11 protein-coding genes are annotated in these 14,818 nt (G+C 69.2%); 10 read left to right on the top strand and 1 reads right to left on the bottom strand.

Annotation, left to right across the window (positions count from 1 at the left end):
• Nucleotides 1-7: 7 nt before the first annotated feature.
• The 8 genes from CHC08_RS08685 to CHC08_RS08650 all read left to right on the top strand — a co-directional run bounded on the left by CHC08_RS08685 (nucleotide 8) and on the right by CHC08_RS08650 (nucleotide 7,847).
• The gene (locus CHC08_RS08685; RefSeq protein WP_089206665.1) at nucleotides 8-964 is read left to right on the top strand and encodes an ABC transporter permease; all 957 of its coding nucleotides are present in this window, start codon (nucleotides 8-10) and stop codon (nucleotides 962-964) included.
• On the top strand, nucleotides 964-1,953 hold the full coding sequence (locus tag CHC08_RS08680) for an ABC transporter permease (protein WP_089206664.1): 990 nt from the start codon (nucleotides 964-966) through the stop codon (nucleotides 1,951-1,953). The genes CHC08_RS08685 and CHC08_RS08680 overlap by 1 nt, the downstream gene beginning before the upstream one ends.
• Nucleotides 1,950-2,750, top strand: coding sequence for an ABC transporter ATP-binding protein (locus tag CHC08_RS52760; RefSeq protein WP_089206663.1), 801 nt, complete (start codon nucleotides 1,950-1,952; stop codon nucleotides 2,748-2,750). Before CHC08_RS08680 ends, CHC08_RS52760 begins: the two co-directional genes overlap by 4 nt.
• On the top strand, nucleotides 2,747-3,565 hold the full coding sequence (locus CHC08_RS52755; RefSeq protein WP_089206662.1) for an ATP-binding cassette domain-containing protein: 819 nt from the start codon (nucleotides 2,747-2,749) through the stop codon (nucleotides 3,563-3,565). The genes CHC08_RS52760 and CHC08_RS52755 overlap by 4 nt, the downstream gene beginning before the upstream one ends.
• Nucleotides 3,562-4,827, top strand: a complete 1,266-nt coding sequence (locus CHC08_RS08665) for an alpha/beta fold hydrolase (RefSeq protein WP_089206661.1) — start codon at nucleotides 3,562-3,564, stop codon at nucleotides 4,825-4,827. Before CHC08_RS52755 ends, CHC08_RS08665 begins: the two co-directional genes overlap by 4 nt.
• Nucleotides 4,820-6,136, top strand: a complete 1,317-nt coding sequence (locus CHC08_RS08660) for an aminopeptidase P family protein (protein WP_218825176.1) — start codon at nucleotides 4,820-4,822, stop codon at nucleotides 6,134-6,136. The genes CHC08_RS08665 and CHC08_RS08660 overlap by 8 nt, the downstream gene beginning before the upstream one ends.
• A gap of 39 nt (nucleotides 6,137-6,175) precedes the next feature.
• Nucleotides 6,176-7,081, top strand: a complete 906-nt coding sequence (locus tag CHC08_RS08655) for a dihydrodipicolinate synthase family protein (protein ID WP_089206660.1) — start codon at nucleotides 6,176-6,178, stop codon at nucleotides 7,079-7,081.
• 103 nt (nucleotides 7,082-7,184) lie between these two features.
• Nucleotides 7,185-7,847 carry a GntR family transcriptional regulator gene (locus CHC08_RS08650; protein ID WP_089206659.1) on the top strand — a complete coding sequence of 221 codons (663 nt, stop codon included), beginning with the start codon at nucleotides 7,185-7,187 and terminating at the stop codon, nucleotides 7,845-7,847.
• 42 nt (nucleotides 7,848-7,889) lie between these two features.
• On the opposite strand, the gene CHC08_RS08645 is transcribed toward CHC08_RS08650, so the two are convergent.
• On the bottom strand, nucleotides 7,890-9,101 hold the full coding sequence (locus tag CHC08_RS08645; RefSeq protein WP_089206658.1) for a cytochrome P450: 1,212 nt from the start codon (nucleotides 9,099-9,101) through the stop codon (nucleotides 7,890-7,892).
• A gap of 593 nt (nucleotides 9,102-9,694) precedes the next feature.
• Here CHC08_RS08645 and CHC08_RS08640 point away from each other — a divergent pair.
• The gene (locus tag CHC08_RS08640; protein ID WP_089206657.1) at nucleotides 9,695-11,113 is read left to right on the top strand and encodes a glycoside hydrolase family 43 protein; all 1,419 of its coding nucleotides are present in this window, start codon (nucleotides 9,695-9,697) and stop codon (nucleotides 11,111-11,113) included.
• 119 nt (nucleotides 11,114-11,232) lie between these two features.
• Nucleotides 11,233-14,520, top strand: coding sequence for an MGH1-like glycoside hydrolase domain-containing protein (locus CHC08_RS08635; RefSeq protein WP_245878214.1), 3,288 nt, complete (start codon nucleotides 11,233-11,235; stop codon nucleotides 14,518-14,520).
• Nucleotides 14,521-14,818 lie beyond the last annotated feature (298 nt).

Raw genomic sequence — 14,818 nt, 5'->3', positions numbered from 1 at the left:
GCACGCCATGACCACCGCCGCACCCTCGCGCGATGCGAAGGCCGGCCCCGGGGCGGGCACACCCGGTGTGCCCGCCACCTCGGGACGCCGGATAGCGGGCGCGCTGCTGCACGACTGGGCCGCCGTCCTCAGCACGGGCTTCCTCGCCCTGGTCGTCCTGATGGCGGTCTGCGCACCGCTGATCACCGCCCTCACCGGGCACGGGCCGAACGACTTCGACGCGGCGGCCATCGACACCAACCTCGGCGGCCTGCCGCGGGGCTCGCTCGGCGGCGTCAGCGCCGAGCACCTGTTCGGCGTCGAGCCGCAGAACGGCCGCGACGTCTTCGCCCGCATCATGTACGGCGCTCGCGTGTCGTTCCTGATCGCGATCTCGGCGACCGTGCTGACCACCCTGCTCGGCGTGGTCTTCGGCATGCTCGCCGGGTTCTACGGGGGCTGGGCCGACCAGGTGATCTCCCGGGTCATGGACTTCCTGATGGCCTTCCCCTCGCTGATCTTCATGATCGCGATCCTGTCGTCGCTGCCGTCGGGGAACCGGGCGGTCCTGCTGGTCGTGGTGATCAGCGTGTTCGGCTGGCCGTACCTCGCACGGGTGGTGCGCGGGCAGACGCTGACGCTGGTGAACCGGGAGTTCGTCGAGGCGGCCCGCGCGTCGGGCGCCTCCACGGGCGCCCTGGTGTTCAAGGAGATCCTGCCCAATCTGCGCAGCTCACTCATCGTCATGACGACCCTGGCGGTGCCCGGCTACATCGGCACCGAGGCCGGGCTGTCCTTTCTGGGCGTGGGCGTCACCCCGCCGACCCCCTCGTGGGGACAGATGATCGCCAGTTCGGTGAGCTGGTACGCGGTGGACCCGATGTACTTCGCGATCCCCGGGCTCTTCCTCTTCCTCACCGTGCTGTCCCTCACCGTGCTCGGGGACCGGATCCGGGCCGTCACCGACGCGGGAGAAGCCTCCTGATGGCCCGTTACCTCGCAGGCCGGATCGCCGGGCTCGTGCTGATCCTCTTCATGGTCTGCCTGTTCACCTACCTGATCTTCTTCAAACTGTCGCCGGACCCGGCGGTCATGATCTGCGGCAAGACCTGCACGCCGGAGCGGATCCTGCAGATCCGCACACTCCTCGGGCTGGACCAGCCGTTCTTCACGCAGTTCTGGGACTTCCTGAGCGGGCTGTTCGCCGGGCGGGATTACGGATCGGGCGCGAACCTGATCCACTGCCCGGCACCCTGCCTCGGCTACTCCTTCCAGACCAGCCAGTCGGTGTGGGAGATGATCCTGGACCGGCTCCCGGTCAGCGCCACCGTCGCGGTCGGCGCGGCCGTGCTCTGGCTGGTCATCGGCATCGGCGCCGGTCTGCTCAGCGCGGTCAGGGAGGGCACCTGGTGGGACCGGACCACGATGGGCCTGGCCCTGGGCGGCGCCAGCATCCCCAACTACGTGCTCGCGCTGGCCCTGCAGTACGTCCTGGTGGTCAAGCTGCAGATCCTGCCGTTCCCCTCGGCCGTGGCGTTCTCCGACGGCCCCCTGTTGTGGTTGCAGTCGTACCTGATGCCGTGGATCGTCCTGGCTACCGGCTACGCCTGCCTCTACGCGCGGCTGACCAGGGCGAACGTCATCGACACGCTGGCCGAGAACTTCATGCGCACGGCCCGGTCGAAGGGCCTGGCCCCGGTGCTCACGATGCGGCGGCACGCGCTGCGGCCCGCGCTCACGCCGATCACCACGATCTTCGGCATGGACTTCGCCGCGCTGCTGGGCGGAGCACTGATCACCGAGACCGTCTTCGGCCTCAACGGCGTCGGCAAGATGGCCGCCGACTCCATCGCCAAGAACGACCAGCCGGTGATCATGGCGGTCACCCTCCTCGCGGCGTTCTTCGTGGTGGTGGGCAACGTCGTGGTCGACCTCGTCTACACCGGCCTCGACCCGAGAGTGAGGATCCGATGAGTGAGCTGCTTGTCGTGGAGGACCTCACGGTGACCTTCCCGACCACGCGCGGCCTCGTGGACGTGGTCAAGGACGTGTCGTTCACGGTCGGCAGGGACGAGACCGTCGGCATCGTCGGCGAGTCCGGCTCGGGCAAGTCGATGACCAGCCTGGCCATCATGGGCCTGCTGCCGCGCGGGGCCGTGACCAGGGGAAGCATCCGGCTGAACGGCGTCGAGCTGCTCGGCCGTACGGACCGGCAGATGCGCGCGATCCGGGGCGAGCAGGCCTCAATGATCTTCCAGGACCCACTGTCGTCGCTGAATCCGTACTACACGGTCGGCCTGCAGATCGAGGAGATGTACCGGGCCCACCGGGGAGGCTCGCGCAAGGCGGCCGGGAAGGTCGTCGCCGAGGCGCTGGCGCAGGTCGGCATCCCCGAGCCGGACCGGCGGGCGGGCTACTACCCCCACCAGTTCTCCGGCGGGCAGCGCCAGCGCATCATGATCGCGATGGCGCTGGTCTGCTCCCCCGCGCTCCTCATCGCCGACGAGCCGACGACCGCCCTCGACGTCACCGTCCAGGCGCAGATCCTGCGCCTGCTCGCCGGGCTCCAGAAGGAGACCGGGACCGGGATGGTCTTCGTCACCCACGACCTCGCGGTGATCAGCTCGATCGCCGCGCGGGTGCTCGTGATGTGCCAGGGCGAGCAGGTCGAGTACGGCACCGCCGAGCAGGTCTTCTCCGAGCCCCGGCACGAGTACACCCGGATGCTCCTGGAGAGCATCCCGCGGATCGACGACGAGGTGGTCTCATGAGCGAACCCCTGTTGCGCGCACGGGACCTGACCAAGCGGTTCACCGTGCGCGGGCCGTTCGGGCGGAAGGAGGAGTTCACCGCCGTCGACGCGGTGAGCCTCGAGGTGCGGCTCGGCGAGACCCTGGCCGTGGTGGGCGAGTCGGGCAGCGGCAAGTCCACCACGGCCCGCATGGTGGCCAAGCTGATGGAGCCGACCGCGGGCACCCTGGAGTTCGAGGGCCGGGACGTGACCCGCGCGAAGGGCGCTGACCTGGCCGGATTCCGGGGCAACGTCCAGGTGGTCTTCCAGGATCCCTTCTCCTCGCTCAACCCCCGGCACACGGTCGAGCGCATCCTGACGGCGCCCCTCGTCTACCAGGGGATGGAGCCCAAGGGTGGTAAGCGGGCGCTCGCCAAGGAGCTGATGGTGCGGGTCGGGCTCAACCCCGACCATTCGCAGCGCTACCCCGCGCAGTTCTCCGGCGGCCAGGCGCAGCGCATCGGTATCGCCCGCGCGCTCGCTGTCAATCCCAAGCTGGTGATCTGCGACGAGGCCGTCTCCGCGCTCGACGTGTCGGTGCAGGCGCAGGTGATCGAGCTGCTGCGGCGCCTGCAGCGGGAGAGCGGCTTCAGCTATGTCTTCATCGCCCACGACCTCGCCGTCGTCCGCCAGATCGCCCACCGGGTGGCGGTCATGAGCAAGGGGCGGATCGTCGAGGAGGGCCCGTGCGAGCGGGTCTTCGCCGACCCCCAGGACCCGTACACCAGGACGCTGCTGGCCGCGATCCCCCGGATCAACCCCGAGTGGGATCGCAGAAGGAGGGCCGCCGGATGAACTACACGATCCCTGGCATGCACGTGCGCGAGCACGTGGCGGAGGTGCCGCTCGACTGGGCGGACCCCCAGGAGACGATCTCCGTCTTCGCCCGCGAGCTGGTCGACCCGGCGCGGCGGGGTGAGGATCTGCCGTGCCTGCTCTACCTGCAGGGCGGTCCCGGCGGCAAGGGACCGCGCCCGCTCAGGGCCGACGGGTGGATCGGGCGGGCGCTGCAGACCCACCGGGTCGTCCTGCTCGACCAGCGCGGCACCGGCCGCAGCACCCGCGTCGACGGCCGCAGGATGAGCGGGTTCGACGACGCCGCGAAGGCCGCCGACCATCTCTCCCGCTTCCGCGCCGACTCGATCGTGGCCGACGCCGAGCACCTGCGGAAGACCGTCTTCGGCGGGCGGCGCTGGTCGACGCTCGGGCAGAGCTACGGCGGCTTCCTCACGATGGCATACCTGTCGCACGCGCCCGAGGGCCTGAGCGCGTGTTACGTCACCGGCGGCCTGCCCAGCCTGGACCCGGACGCGGCCGAGGTCTACCGGCGCACCTATCCCCGCGTCGAGGCGAAGAACGCCGAGTTCTACCGGCGCTATCCGCACCAGGTGGATCAGGTCGCGCGGATCGCGGACCGATTGGCCGAGGGCGACGTCCTGCTGCCCGACGGCGACGTGCTCACGGTGCGACGGCTGCAGTCGCTCGGCATCGACTTCGGGATGAAGCCCGGATACGAACGCATGCACTGGCTGCTCGACGAGGCCTTCAACGCGGGTGAGCTGTCGTCGGTCTTCTTGTACCAGGTGCTCGCGCGCTCGTCCTACAGCGACGACCCGCTGTTCGCGGCGCTGCAGGAGGCCATCTACGGGCGCGGCTCCTGGAGGGCGGCCGAGCGGGAGCGCTCTGAGCATCCTCAGTTCGCGGAGACCGCCAGGCCGCTGCTGTTCACCGGGGAGATGATCTATCCCTGGATGTTCGAGGAGATCCGCGAACTGCGGCCGTTCCGTCCCGCGATGGAGGCGCTCGCCGGACGCGACGACTGGCCGCCCCTGTACGACGTGGACCGATTGGCCGCCAACGAGGTCCCGGTCGCCGCGGCCGTCTACTTCGACGACATGTACGTGGACGCGGGCCTGCAGCTGGAGACGGCGGCCCGCGTCGGCAACACCCAGGCCTGGGTGACCAACGAGTACGAGCACGACGGCCTCGGCGACGATCGCGTCTTCGCTCGCCTGACCGGGCTCGTTCAAGACATCGGAGGAGGAATACGTGAATAGCCATCCCAAGCTGACGGAGATCCCGGCGTTCAACGCGTACATGGGACAGGGATGGGGGACCCCGGACCGGACACCGCCCGTCGTCGCGGGCGCGCCCGAGGCGGCCGCCGCGCACCGGGCGCGGCTCGCGGCCGCGCTGCCCGGCGTGGACGTGACGGTCGCCGCGGGGCACGCCCCGATCCGGAGCAACGACACGGCGTACGACTTCCGGCCCGACAGCGACTTCTACTGGCTCACCGGCTGTCCCGTCGAGGGCGGCGTGGTCGTGATGCGCGGCGGCGACGCGACGCTGTACCTGCCGCCCCCGGCGTACCCCGGCGAGCCTGGTTTTTTCAGTGACGTCATGCACGGCGAGCTGTGGGTCGGCGCCGCGCCGGGACTGGACGACTGGTCGGCCACGCTCGGCATCGAGGTGCGCCCGCTCGACGAGGCGCCTTCCGTGGAGAACCCCGAGGAGCTGCGCCGCGTCCTGGCCGAACTGCGCATGATCAAGGACGACTGGGAGATCGGCCGGCTCCGCGAGGCCGTGGACCGCACGGTCGAGGGATTCGCCGCGGTTCTCGCGGAGATCCCCGCGGCCGTCGAGGGTCGCGGCGAGCGCTGGTTGCAGGGCACGTTCGACCGGCACGCCAGGACGTACGGCAACGGTCCCGGCTACGCCGGCATCGTGGGCAGCGGCGCGCACGCCCCCACGCTCCACTGGGTGCGTTGCGACGGCCCCGTCCTGCCGGACGAGCTGCTGCTGCTCGACCTCGGCGTGGAGGTTCGCAGTTTCTACACCGCCGACGTCACCCGGACCTTCCCCGCGTCCGGCCGGTTCTCCCCGGCGCAGCGGCAGGTTCACGACCTGGTGGAGAGGTCCCACCGTGCGGCCCTCGCCCAGGTGGCTCCCGGCCGCCGGTTCAGCGACTTCCACCATGCCGCGATGGAGGTCATCGCCCAGGGGCTCCACGACTGGGGCCTGCTGCCCGTCTCCGTGGACGAGGCGCTGTCGGACCACGGTCAGCACCACCGCCGCTACCTCGTCTGCGGCATCGGGCACCACCTGGGTCTCGACGTGCACGACTGCGCCGCCTCCCGCCCGGAGGCCTACCACGACGCGCTCATGGCTCCCGGCATGGTGCTCACCGTCGAGCCCGGCCTGTACTTCCACGCCCACGACCTGACGGTCCCGCCGGAGCTGCGCGGGATCGGAGTCCGCATCGAGGACGACCTCGTGGTCACGGAGGACGGCGCCGAGGTGCTGTCCGCGGAACTGCCGCTCGACGCGGACGGTCTCGAACGCTGGATGCCCCACCAGGCGATGTGACATCGCCTCGACAGATCCCCCTTTTCTCAGGAGAGTTGCATGAGTGCATCCGCCCGGCCGTGGCACGGCGTCAGCGTCGCCACGGCACTGCCCCTCAACGACGACCTGTCCGTCGACTACGACGGTTTCGCCGAGCACGTGCGGTTCCTCGCCGACAACGGCTGCCACGGCGTCACGCCCAACGGCTCGCTCGGCGAATATCAGACCCTGTCGGACGAGGAGCGCGCGCGCGTCGTGCGGACCGCCGTCGAGGCCTCCCCCGAGGGCTTCCACGTCATGCCGGGCGTGGCCGCCTACGGAGCGCCGCAGGCCAGAGGCTGGGCCGAGCAGGCGGCCGAGGCGGGCGCCGCGTCCGTGCTGCTCCTTCCGCCCAATACCTACCGCGCGGATCGCCAGGCCGTGGTCGACCACTACCGCGAGGTCGCCAGGGTCGGGCTGCCGATCGTGGCGTACAACAACCCGGTCGACACCAAGGTCGACCTCACCCCCGGCCTGCTCGCCGAGCTTCACGGCGAGGGCCTGATCGTCGCGGTCAAGGAGTTCACCGGCGACGTGCGCAGGGCTTATGAGATCCGCGAGCTGGCCCCCGAGCTCGACCTCCTCGTCGGTTCCGACGACGTGCTGCTCGAACTGGGCCTCGCCGGGGCCGTCGGCTGGATCGCCGGATACCCGAACGCGATCCCGAAGAGCACCGTCGAGCTCTACCGGCTCGCGACCTCGGGCGACCCCGGCGACATCGCCCGCGCCCTGCCCATCTACCGTGACCTGCACCCGCTCCTGCGCTGGGACTTCAAGACCGAGTTCGTCCAGTCGATCAAGCTGTCGATGGACCTCGCCGGCCGCAGGGGAGGCGTCTGCCGTCCGCCGCGCTCCCCACTCTCCCCCGAGGTCGCCGCCCTGGTCACCCGTGACACCAAGGCGGTGCTCGCGAAGGGCTACAGGTGAGGTCTCGCCCGAGGCCTCCCCTGAGGCCTCACCGCCCGCCGTCCGTCGCCGGCCGCCGCACTCCGCCTCGACCCGGCCGGCCGTTTCCCGCCGGGTTCCTGCCATGACGCGCCTGCGCCCCCTAGGGAGGCAGGAGACGTTCAGGGAGCAGGTGAGGGGAGCCCTGCGGGCCGCGATCATCTCGGGCGAGCTCAGGCCGGGAACGGTCTACTCCGCGCCGGCCCTGGGCGCGCGGTTCGGTGTGTCCCCCACGCCGGTCCGCGAGGCCATGCTCGACCTGGCGAGGGAGGGCCTGGTCGTCTCCCGGCGGAACAAGGGCTTCCAGATCACGGAGATGTCGGAGGAGGACCTCGACCACCTGACGGCGGTGCGGCTGCTGATCGAGCCGTCGACCGTGCGTGACGCCGTGCCCGTCATCCCCGAGGCCGACCTCCCCGCGCTGCGCGGGCTCGCGCAGAACATCGTCGACGCGGTCGAACACGCTGACCTGATCGCGTACATCGAGGCGGACCACGTGTTCCACCTGGCGTTGCTCGCCTACAGCGACAACAGGTTCCTCGTGGACGTGGTGGCGGGGCTGCGCGCGCAGACCCGGCTGCCCGGCCTGACCCCGCTGCTGCGCGGCGGCGCGCTGGGCCGGTCCGCGGCCGAGCACCACGAGCTGATGGACCTCATCGAGGTGCGCGACTCCGCCGGGGTGGAGGCGCTGATGCGCCGCCACATCGGTCACGTGCGCGGGCTGTGGGCGCACGGGGCGGAACGGTGACGCAGACGGTCACCGCGGCCGGCCGGGAGCGGCGGTGCCGGGTCACCAGCGGACCGGGACCGTGCGCAGGCCGCCGACGGCCAGCCCTTCCACGCGCTCCAGCTTCTCCACGGGCACGGCCAGTTCCAGGGACGGCAGCTTGCGCAGCAGTACCTCCAGGACGACCTGCAGCTCGGTGCGGGCCAGCGCCTGGCCCAGGCAGGAGTGGGCGCCGACGCCGAAGGACAGATGCGAGTTCGGGCTACGGCTCAGGTCCATCTCGGCTGCGGCCTCGAAGACGCTCTCATCGCGGTTGGCCGCGGCCATGCTGCACACCACGGTGGTGCCGCGGGGCAGGACCGTGCCGCTGACCTCGGTCTCCTCACGCAGGTAACGCGGCAGGCCGAAGCCGGAGTTGGCGTCGAGCCGCAGCGTCTCCTCCACCGCCGTGCGCACCAGCGAGGGATCGGCCAGCAGCCGCTCCCACCGGCTGCGGTCGGCCAGCAGCATGGAGACCATCTTGCCGATCATGTTGGCGGTGGTCTCGTGCCCGGCGATCAGCAGCGCCATGCCGGTGACCAGGATCTGGATGTCGGACAGCCCGCCCTCCTCGGGGCCGCCGACCGCGATCAGCTCGCTCAGCAGGTCCTCGCCCGGCTCGGCGCGCTTGGCGGCGACATGCCCGGACATGTACTGAAAGAAATCGCTCTGGGCGGCCTCGATCTCGGCCTGACCGTAGCGGGTGAGGTTGAGCATGGCGTCAGACCAGTAGGAGAACCGGTCCCGGTCCGCGGCCGGCACGCCGAGCATGTCGCAGATGACGTACACCGGCAGCGGGAAGCCCAGACCGGCCTTGAGGTCACCGGGTCCGCCGCGCTCGACCATGTCGTCGATGAGCTGCTCGGCCATCCGGGCCATCGCGGGCCGCAGCGCGGTCATCCGCTTGGCGGTGAACCACTTGCCGACCAGGCGCCGCCAATGCTGGTGCTCCTCGCCCCCGTCAGGGATGATCTGCGCCATCTCGCCGCTGAACACCCCGTCTCCCTCGGCCGAAAGCCGGGCCGCGTCGGGGGCGTCGAGCCGGCGAGTGAAGCGCGGGTCGGCAAGCACCCGCTTGACGTCCTCATAGCGGGTCAGCAGCGTCGCCTGGTCGCCGCTGGGCAGCTTCACGTGCGCCACCGGGCACTCGCCGCGCAGCTCGGCCCATTTCGCGGGCGGCTCCAGCGCCGCGTCGTTGGGGATCGGGTAGCTCAGAACCTGCTCGTTGACGCTCATCCGGCGTCTCCTTTCGAACGAACGACTGGCCGCCCCCGAACAGGCGACCGATCGGTTCACGTACCGGTGTCGAGACGGACGGCGACGCGGGGCCGTTTCCGCGCGAACGGCCTGGTGCGCGTGGTGCCGTGGTGACACCGTAGAAGATGGCGCCGACTGAGCCGCGGCGGCTCTCCGAGGGATGGACGCGCGGGTGATGGTGGCGCGGCCGTCCGCGACGCTCCGGCACTTGCTTCCGGAAAACGAGCGCGGAGACCGCCGCGGATGTGCGGACCCGTTCGAGTCGAGCATGAGGGCCGGTTCGCCATCAAATAATGTTAACGTTAACAGTTTATCGGTCACCGGCAGTGAGCAGCGAGAATCGCCCTTCCCAGCTCACAGGGCTGACAGCCGAGTGTGAACTTTGGGGCTTGACAGAGTTTCTGTTATCGCAAACACTCAGGAAACCTCGCGGAAACAGAGTCGAGGACCTCCGTACAACTCCAGAAACGTCCCTGGCCATCCCGAATGTTAGCGCTAACAAAGCAGCTGCCAGGTCCGGTAGTTGCGTGTTCGGCACCGTTTTCAGGCACCCACCCCCCAGGAGTAACGCCATGAAACGACGATGGACGGCAGCCCTCGCCACGGTCGCCGCGTTCGGACTCGTCCTCACCTCGGCCGGACCGGCGCCCGCCGCGAGCCCGATCACCACGGCCATCTACACCGCAGACCCCGCCGCGCTGGTCGTCGGCGACACGATGTACCTGCACACCGGTCATGACGAGGCCGCCGCCGGCGGCACGAACTTCGTCATGCGTGACTGGCACGTGTTCTCCTCCACCGACGCCACCACCTTCACCGATCAAGGGGTCAAGCTGTCGCTCTCGAACTTCAGCTGGGCCGGAGGTGACGCCTGGGCCGGAGAGGTCGAACCGCGAGGCGGCAAGTACTACTGGTACGTGCCGGTCAACGGCAGGGGCGCGGGCTGGATGGACATCGGCGTCGCGGTCGGCGACTCCCCGCTCGGCCCGTTCACCGACGCCAAGGGCGGACCGCTGATCAGCGACAGCACCCCGAACTCCTCGCCCCTCAACATCGACCCGACCGTGTTCACCGACGACGACGGTCAGGCCTACATCTACTGGGGTTCCTACAACGGCGTGCGCGCCGCCAAGCTCAAGCCCGACATGATCAACCTGGACGGCCCCGTGATCACCCCGCAGGGGGTGAGCAACTTCTGGGAGGCCCCCTGGATGTTCAAGCGCAACGGCACCTACTACCTGGCCTACGCCGCCAACGACTCCGGCTGCTCCTCCCCGGGCTACGCCTGCATCCGCTATGCCACGGCGAGCAACCCGATGGGCCCCTGGACCCACCGCGGAGTCGTGCTCGACCAGGTCACCTCGACCACCAACCATCCGGCGATCGTCGAGTTCAAGGGCCAGTGGTACATGGTCTACCACAACGCCGCGGCCCCCGGCGGCGGCAACTTCCGCCGCTCGGTCACCCTGGACAAGCTCTACTGGAACGCCGACGGCACGATGCAGAAGGTCGTCCAGACCACGGGCCCGATCGGCGGAGGCGGCGCGGGCGGCCAGCCCCCCACCGGCACCAACCAAGCCCTCGCCGCCACCGCCTCGACGTCGTACGTCTCCGCGTGGGAGACACTCGGCGCGATCAAGGACGGCTACGTCCCGACGAGTTCCGCCGACCACAGCCACGGCGCCTACGGCAACTGGAACCACCAGGGCACCGAGTGGATCGAATACCAGTGGCCCACCGCACGCTCGATCAGCAAGGTGGCGACCTACTGGTTCGATGACAACCAGGGCATCGACCTGCCCGCGTCCTGTCAGGTGCAGTACTGGAACGGCAGCGCCTATGTGAACGTGCCCGGCCAGTCGGGCTGCGGCGTCGGCGCGAACACCTACAACATCACCACCTTCACCCCGGTCTCCACCACCCGGCTGCGCATGAACATCACCTCCAGGACGGGCTACTCCACCGGCGTCCTGGAGTGGATGGCGCTCTAGCCGCTCCTCCCCTGCCGCAGGTGGCCCGCTCCCACGCCCGAGGGCGGGCCACCGGCCTCGTCTCCGTATTCGCCCGTCGCACCCGGTCCACCCCCCGACCCCCGAGGGACTGTGACACCATGTCGATTCCCGTACCCGCCTGGCGGCGACTGACCGCCATCCTGACCACGGCGCTTCTCACCGTCGGCACGCTCATCCTGAGCCTCCCCGCGAACGCCGCGCAGACCATCGGATTCCCCACGTTCAGCGGTCCGGCGATCCCGGCCCCGCCGGTCTCGTACACCCCTGGCAACATGATGCAGTCCATCTACAACGCCGAGAGCTCCGGCACCGACTTCTGGATGGACCGCCTGCTGGCCCGTACCGGCAACGACCCGGCCGGCACCTGGCTGATGAGCAGGGGGCGCGCGGTCTTCATGAAGACCCACAACCCCGCGGTGCTCGGCTTCGGCGGCCAGGTGGCGTACTGGGAGAGCATCAACAACAACAACGCCTACACCATCGCCGTCACCCCCGGCACGTTCACCGAGCAGGTGAGCCAGCGGCGGCAGGTGCCCAGCCACTGGAAGAGCGTGCACACCAGCGGCTCGGTCACGGTGACCCAGACGAAGTTCATCACCGACAACAACGTCGCCGTGACGAACCTGTCGATCACCAACGGCGGCAGCGGCTCCACCACCCTGCAACTGCGAGCGACCTCGCCCTACGCCACCTCCGGCTCGGGCAGTGAGCTGACCGGGCAGGTCAACGCCTACAACAACCTCACCACCATCTACCCGCGGCTCACCGGTGACGGCTTCGCCGTCTCCAGCGGCGGGCTCAACAGGTCCGTCACCATCGCGGCCGGGGCGACCGTGACCGCCAAGGTCGTGATGGGCTTCGTCACCAACGAGATCCCCGCGTCGCTCACCGAGTACAACGCCTACGCGGGCTACTCCGGCGCGACCGCGTTCGCGACCCACGTGCGCGCCTACAACCTGTGGTGGGCGCAGAACGTGCCCTACATCGACGTCGCCGAACCGGCGATCAAGAAGAACATCTACTACCGCTGGTGGCTGATGCGCTTCAACAACCTCGACGCCGACATCCCCGGGCAGACGTTCCAGTTCCCCACCTCGACGGAGGGCGTGCTGGGCTACAACAACGCCATCGCGCTGACCCAGCCCATGCACATCGACGACCTCAAATACCTGCGCAACCCGGTCTACTCCTACGGTGACTGGCTCAGTGTCGGTCAGACGTCCAAGAACGGTCGCTTCCTGGACAATCCAGGCGACCCGGAGAACTGGTCCAACAGCTACACGCAGTACATCGCCGAGGCGGCCTGGAAGAGCTACCAGATCCACGGCGGCCAGCCCGGCATCGCGGCCAACCTCGCCCGTTACGCCGAGCAGGACGTCAAGGGCCAGCTCGCCTACTACGACCACGACAACAACAAGCTCATCGAGTACGACTGGGGCGCACTGACCGGCAACGACGCCGACGCCGTCTCCTTCCACTGGAAGCCCGGCAACATGGACCGCGCCGAGTCGGCCTACCAGTACAGCGGCGCGCTCGCCGCCGCCCAGGCGTACGAGGCGATCGGCAACACGGCCAAGGCCACCGAGATGCGCACGCTCGCCACGCAGATCCAGAACGCCATCGTCAACGTGCTGTGGAACCCCAACCGGCAGCTCTTCGAGCACCGGCTGAAGTCGACCAACGAGTGGGTGCCCTGGAAGGAGATCAACAACTACTACCCGTTCGCGGTCGGCGCCGTGCCCAACACCACCACCTACAAGCAGGCCCTGCGCCTGTTCGACAACCCCGCCGAATACCCGATCTTCCCCTTCTACACGGCCAACCAGGTGGACAAGGCCGCGGCTGCGGCGGCGGGCAACCCAGGTTCGAACAACTTCTCCACCATCAACTCCACCGTGCAGTTCCGGCTGTACTCCTCGGTGCTGCGCAACTACCCCAACTCCTGGATGAGCGCGAACGACTACAAGAAGCTGCTGTACTGGAACACCTGGGCGCAGTACGTCGGCGGCAACACCGCCTGGCCCGACGCCAACGAGTTCTGGGCCGACTGGAACGGTTCCTCGGTCAACTACCGCTCCTGGATCCACCACAACATCCTGGGCAGCAGCAACTGGACCGTCATCGAGGACGTCGCCGGGCTCCGGCCGCGTAGCGACGCCAAGGTGGAACTGTCGCCGATCAACATCGGCTGGACCCACTTCACCGTCAACAACCTGCGCTACCGCAACGCCGACCTGACCATCGTCTGGGACGACCCGGCCGACGGGATCGTCCGTTACCCCGGCGTGCCCGAGGGCTACTCGATCTACATCAACGGCGCCCGCGCCGCCACCGTCAGCACACTGGTGCCCTTCACCTGGGACCCGGCCACCGGCGCCGTCACCACCGGCGGCACCGTCACCTACAACACCGCCGTCTCCGGTCTGCAGGCCCCGAACCAGGTGGCGCAGAGCAGCCCCCGGATGGTGGACATGCTCGCCAAGGCCGGCGTCGACCTGACCGCGAACCTGACCAACCTCGCGGCCGGCGCCACGGCCACCGCCTCCACCACCGCCTCCGGCAGCAACCTCGCGGGCGCCATCGACGGGTTCCCCACCAACGAGCCGTTCTGGGGAGGCACCAGCACCGGCCAGGACTGGTACGAGCTGAACCTCGGCGCCACCCGCACCCTCAACGAGGTACGGCTCTACTTCAAGGACAGCCGCCCGGCCAACGCCACCTACCGGGCCCCGTCCGCCTACGACGTCCAGTACTACAACGGCAGCGCCTGGGTGAGCGTGCCCGGTCAGGCCAAGACCCCGGCCGCGCCGCGGGCGAACTACAACCTGGTGCAGTTCTCCGCCGTCAGCGCCCAGCGGATACGGGTGCTGACCACCGGTGCCTCCGGAGCCAGGACCGGCCTCACCGAGGTCAAGGCCTACAACCGCGGCGGCACCCAGCCGCCGCCCACCGGCTCCGGCAACCTGGCGACGTCCGCGACCCCCTCGGCGTCCTTCACCTCCGCGTGGGAGAGCGTCGCCGCCGTCAACGACGGCATCCAGCCGTCCTCCTCCAACGACACCGCCAACCCCCGCTGGGGCTGCTGGCCGCAGACCGGCCAGCAGTGGGCCGACCTCACCTGGTCCTCGGCCCAGACCCTGAACAGGGCCGAGGTGTACTTCTTCGACGACGAGGACGGCATCGACATGCCGGCCTCGTGGAAGCTGCAGTACTGGAACGGCACCGCCTACGCCGACGTGCCGGGCGCGAGCACGTACGGGCTGGCGAAGAACCAGTTCAACAACGTCACCTTCACCGGCGTCAACACCACCCGGCTGCGGGTGCTGCTCACCGGCAACGGAACCGCTTCCGTCGGCCTGCTCGAAGTCAGGGCCTACGGGACCTGACCCCGCCCCACGCGAGGGGCGTGCCGTCCTGGCACGCCCCTCGCGGTCCGCCCAGGGGGGCGCGCCGGCACGGCCGTCTCGAACCGCACAGCATGTTTCGAAATATTTACGAAACTTTCATTGGTCGACCTCGAGCACGATCAGCCATAAAGAGCCTTTGAACAGGCTAAATGCCTTCTTAAGATCTTCAGGATCTTTCGGGAATTGTTGACAGCGCATCAGAGCCGGGCAAACACTGTCGCCATCGGCAGACCTCAGCCACTGTCGATCCGGGTCACCCGCCGCAGCCTGGTCCTCC

The organism is Streptosporangium subroseum, from assembly GCF_900188345.1.
Taxonomy (GTDB): domain Bacteria; phylum Actinomycetota; class Actinomycetes; order Streptosporangiales; family Streptosporangiaceae; genus Streptosporangium; species Streptosporangium subroseum.
The sequence above is the reverse complement of the archived record's forward strand: the minus strand, read 5'-3'. Positions and strand labels throughout refer to the sequence as shown.

Bases quoted from the DNA above. Each gene is read 5' to 3' on its own strand.
- CHC08_RS08680 (WP_089206664.1), top strand. From the start codon at position 964: ATGGCCCGTTACCTCGCAGGCCGGATCGCCGGGCTCGTGCTGATCCTC.
- CHC08_RS08665 (WP_089206661.1), top strand. From the start codon at position 3,562: ATGAACTACACGATCCCTGGCATGCACGTGCGCGAGCACGTGGCGGAG.
- CHC08_RS08655 (WP_089206660.1), top strand. From the start codon at position 6,176: ATGAGTGCATCCGCCCGGCCGTGGCACGGCGTCAGCGTCGCCACGGCA.
- CHC08_RS08635 (WP_245878214.1), top strand. From the start codon at position 11,233: ATGTCGATTCCCGTACCCGCCTGGCGGCGACTGACCGCCATCCTGACC.
- CHC08_RS08640 (WP_089206657.1), top strand. From the start codon at position 9,695: ATGAAACGACGATGGACGGCAGCCCTCGCCACGGTCGCCGCGTTCGGA.
- CHC08_RS52760 (WP_089206663.1), top strand. From the start codon at position 1,950: ATGAGTGAGCTGCTTGTCGTGGAGGACCTCACGGTGACCTTCCCGACC.
- CHC08_RS08685 (WP_089206665.1), top strand. From the start codon at position 8: ATGACCACCGCCGCACCCTCGCGCGATGCGAAGGCCGGCCCCGGGGCG.
- CHC08_RS08650 (WP_089206659.1), top strand. From the start codon at position 7,185: ATGACGCGCCTGCGCCCCCTAGGGAGGCAGGAGACGTTCAGGGAGCAG.
- CHC08_RS52755 (WP_089206662.1), top strand. From the start codon at position 2,747: ATGAGCGAACCCCTGTTGCGCGCACGGGACCTGACCAAGCGGTTCACC.
- CHC08_RS08645 (WP_089206658.1), bottom strand. From the start codon at position 9,101: ATGAGCGTCAACGAGCAGGTTCTGAGCTACCCGATCCCCAACGACGCG.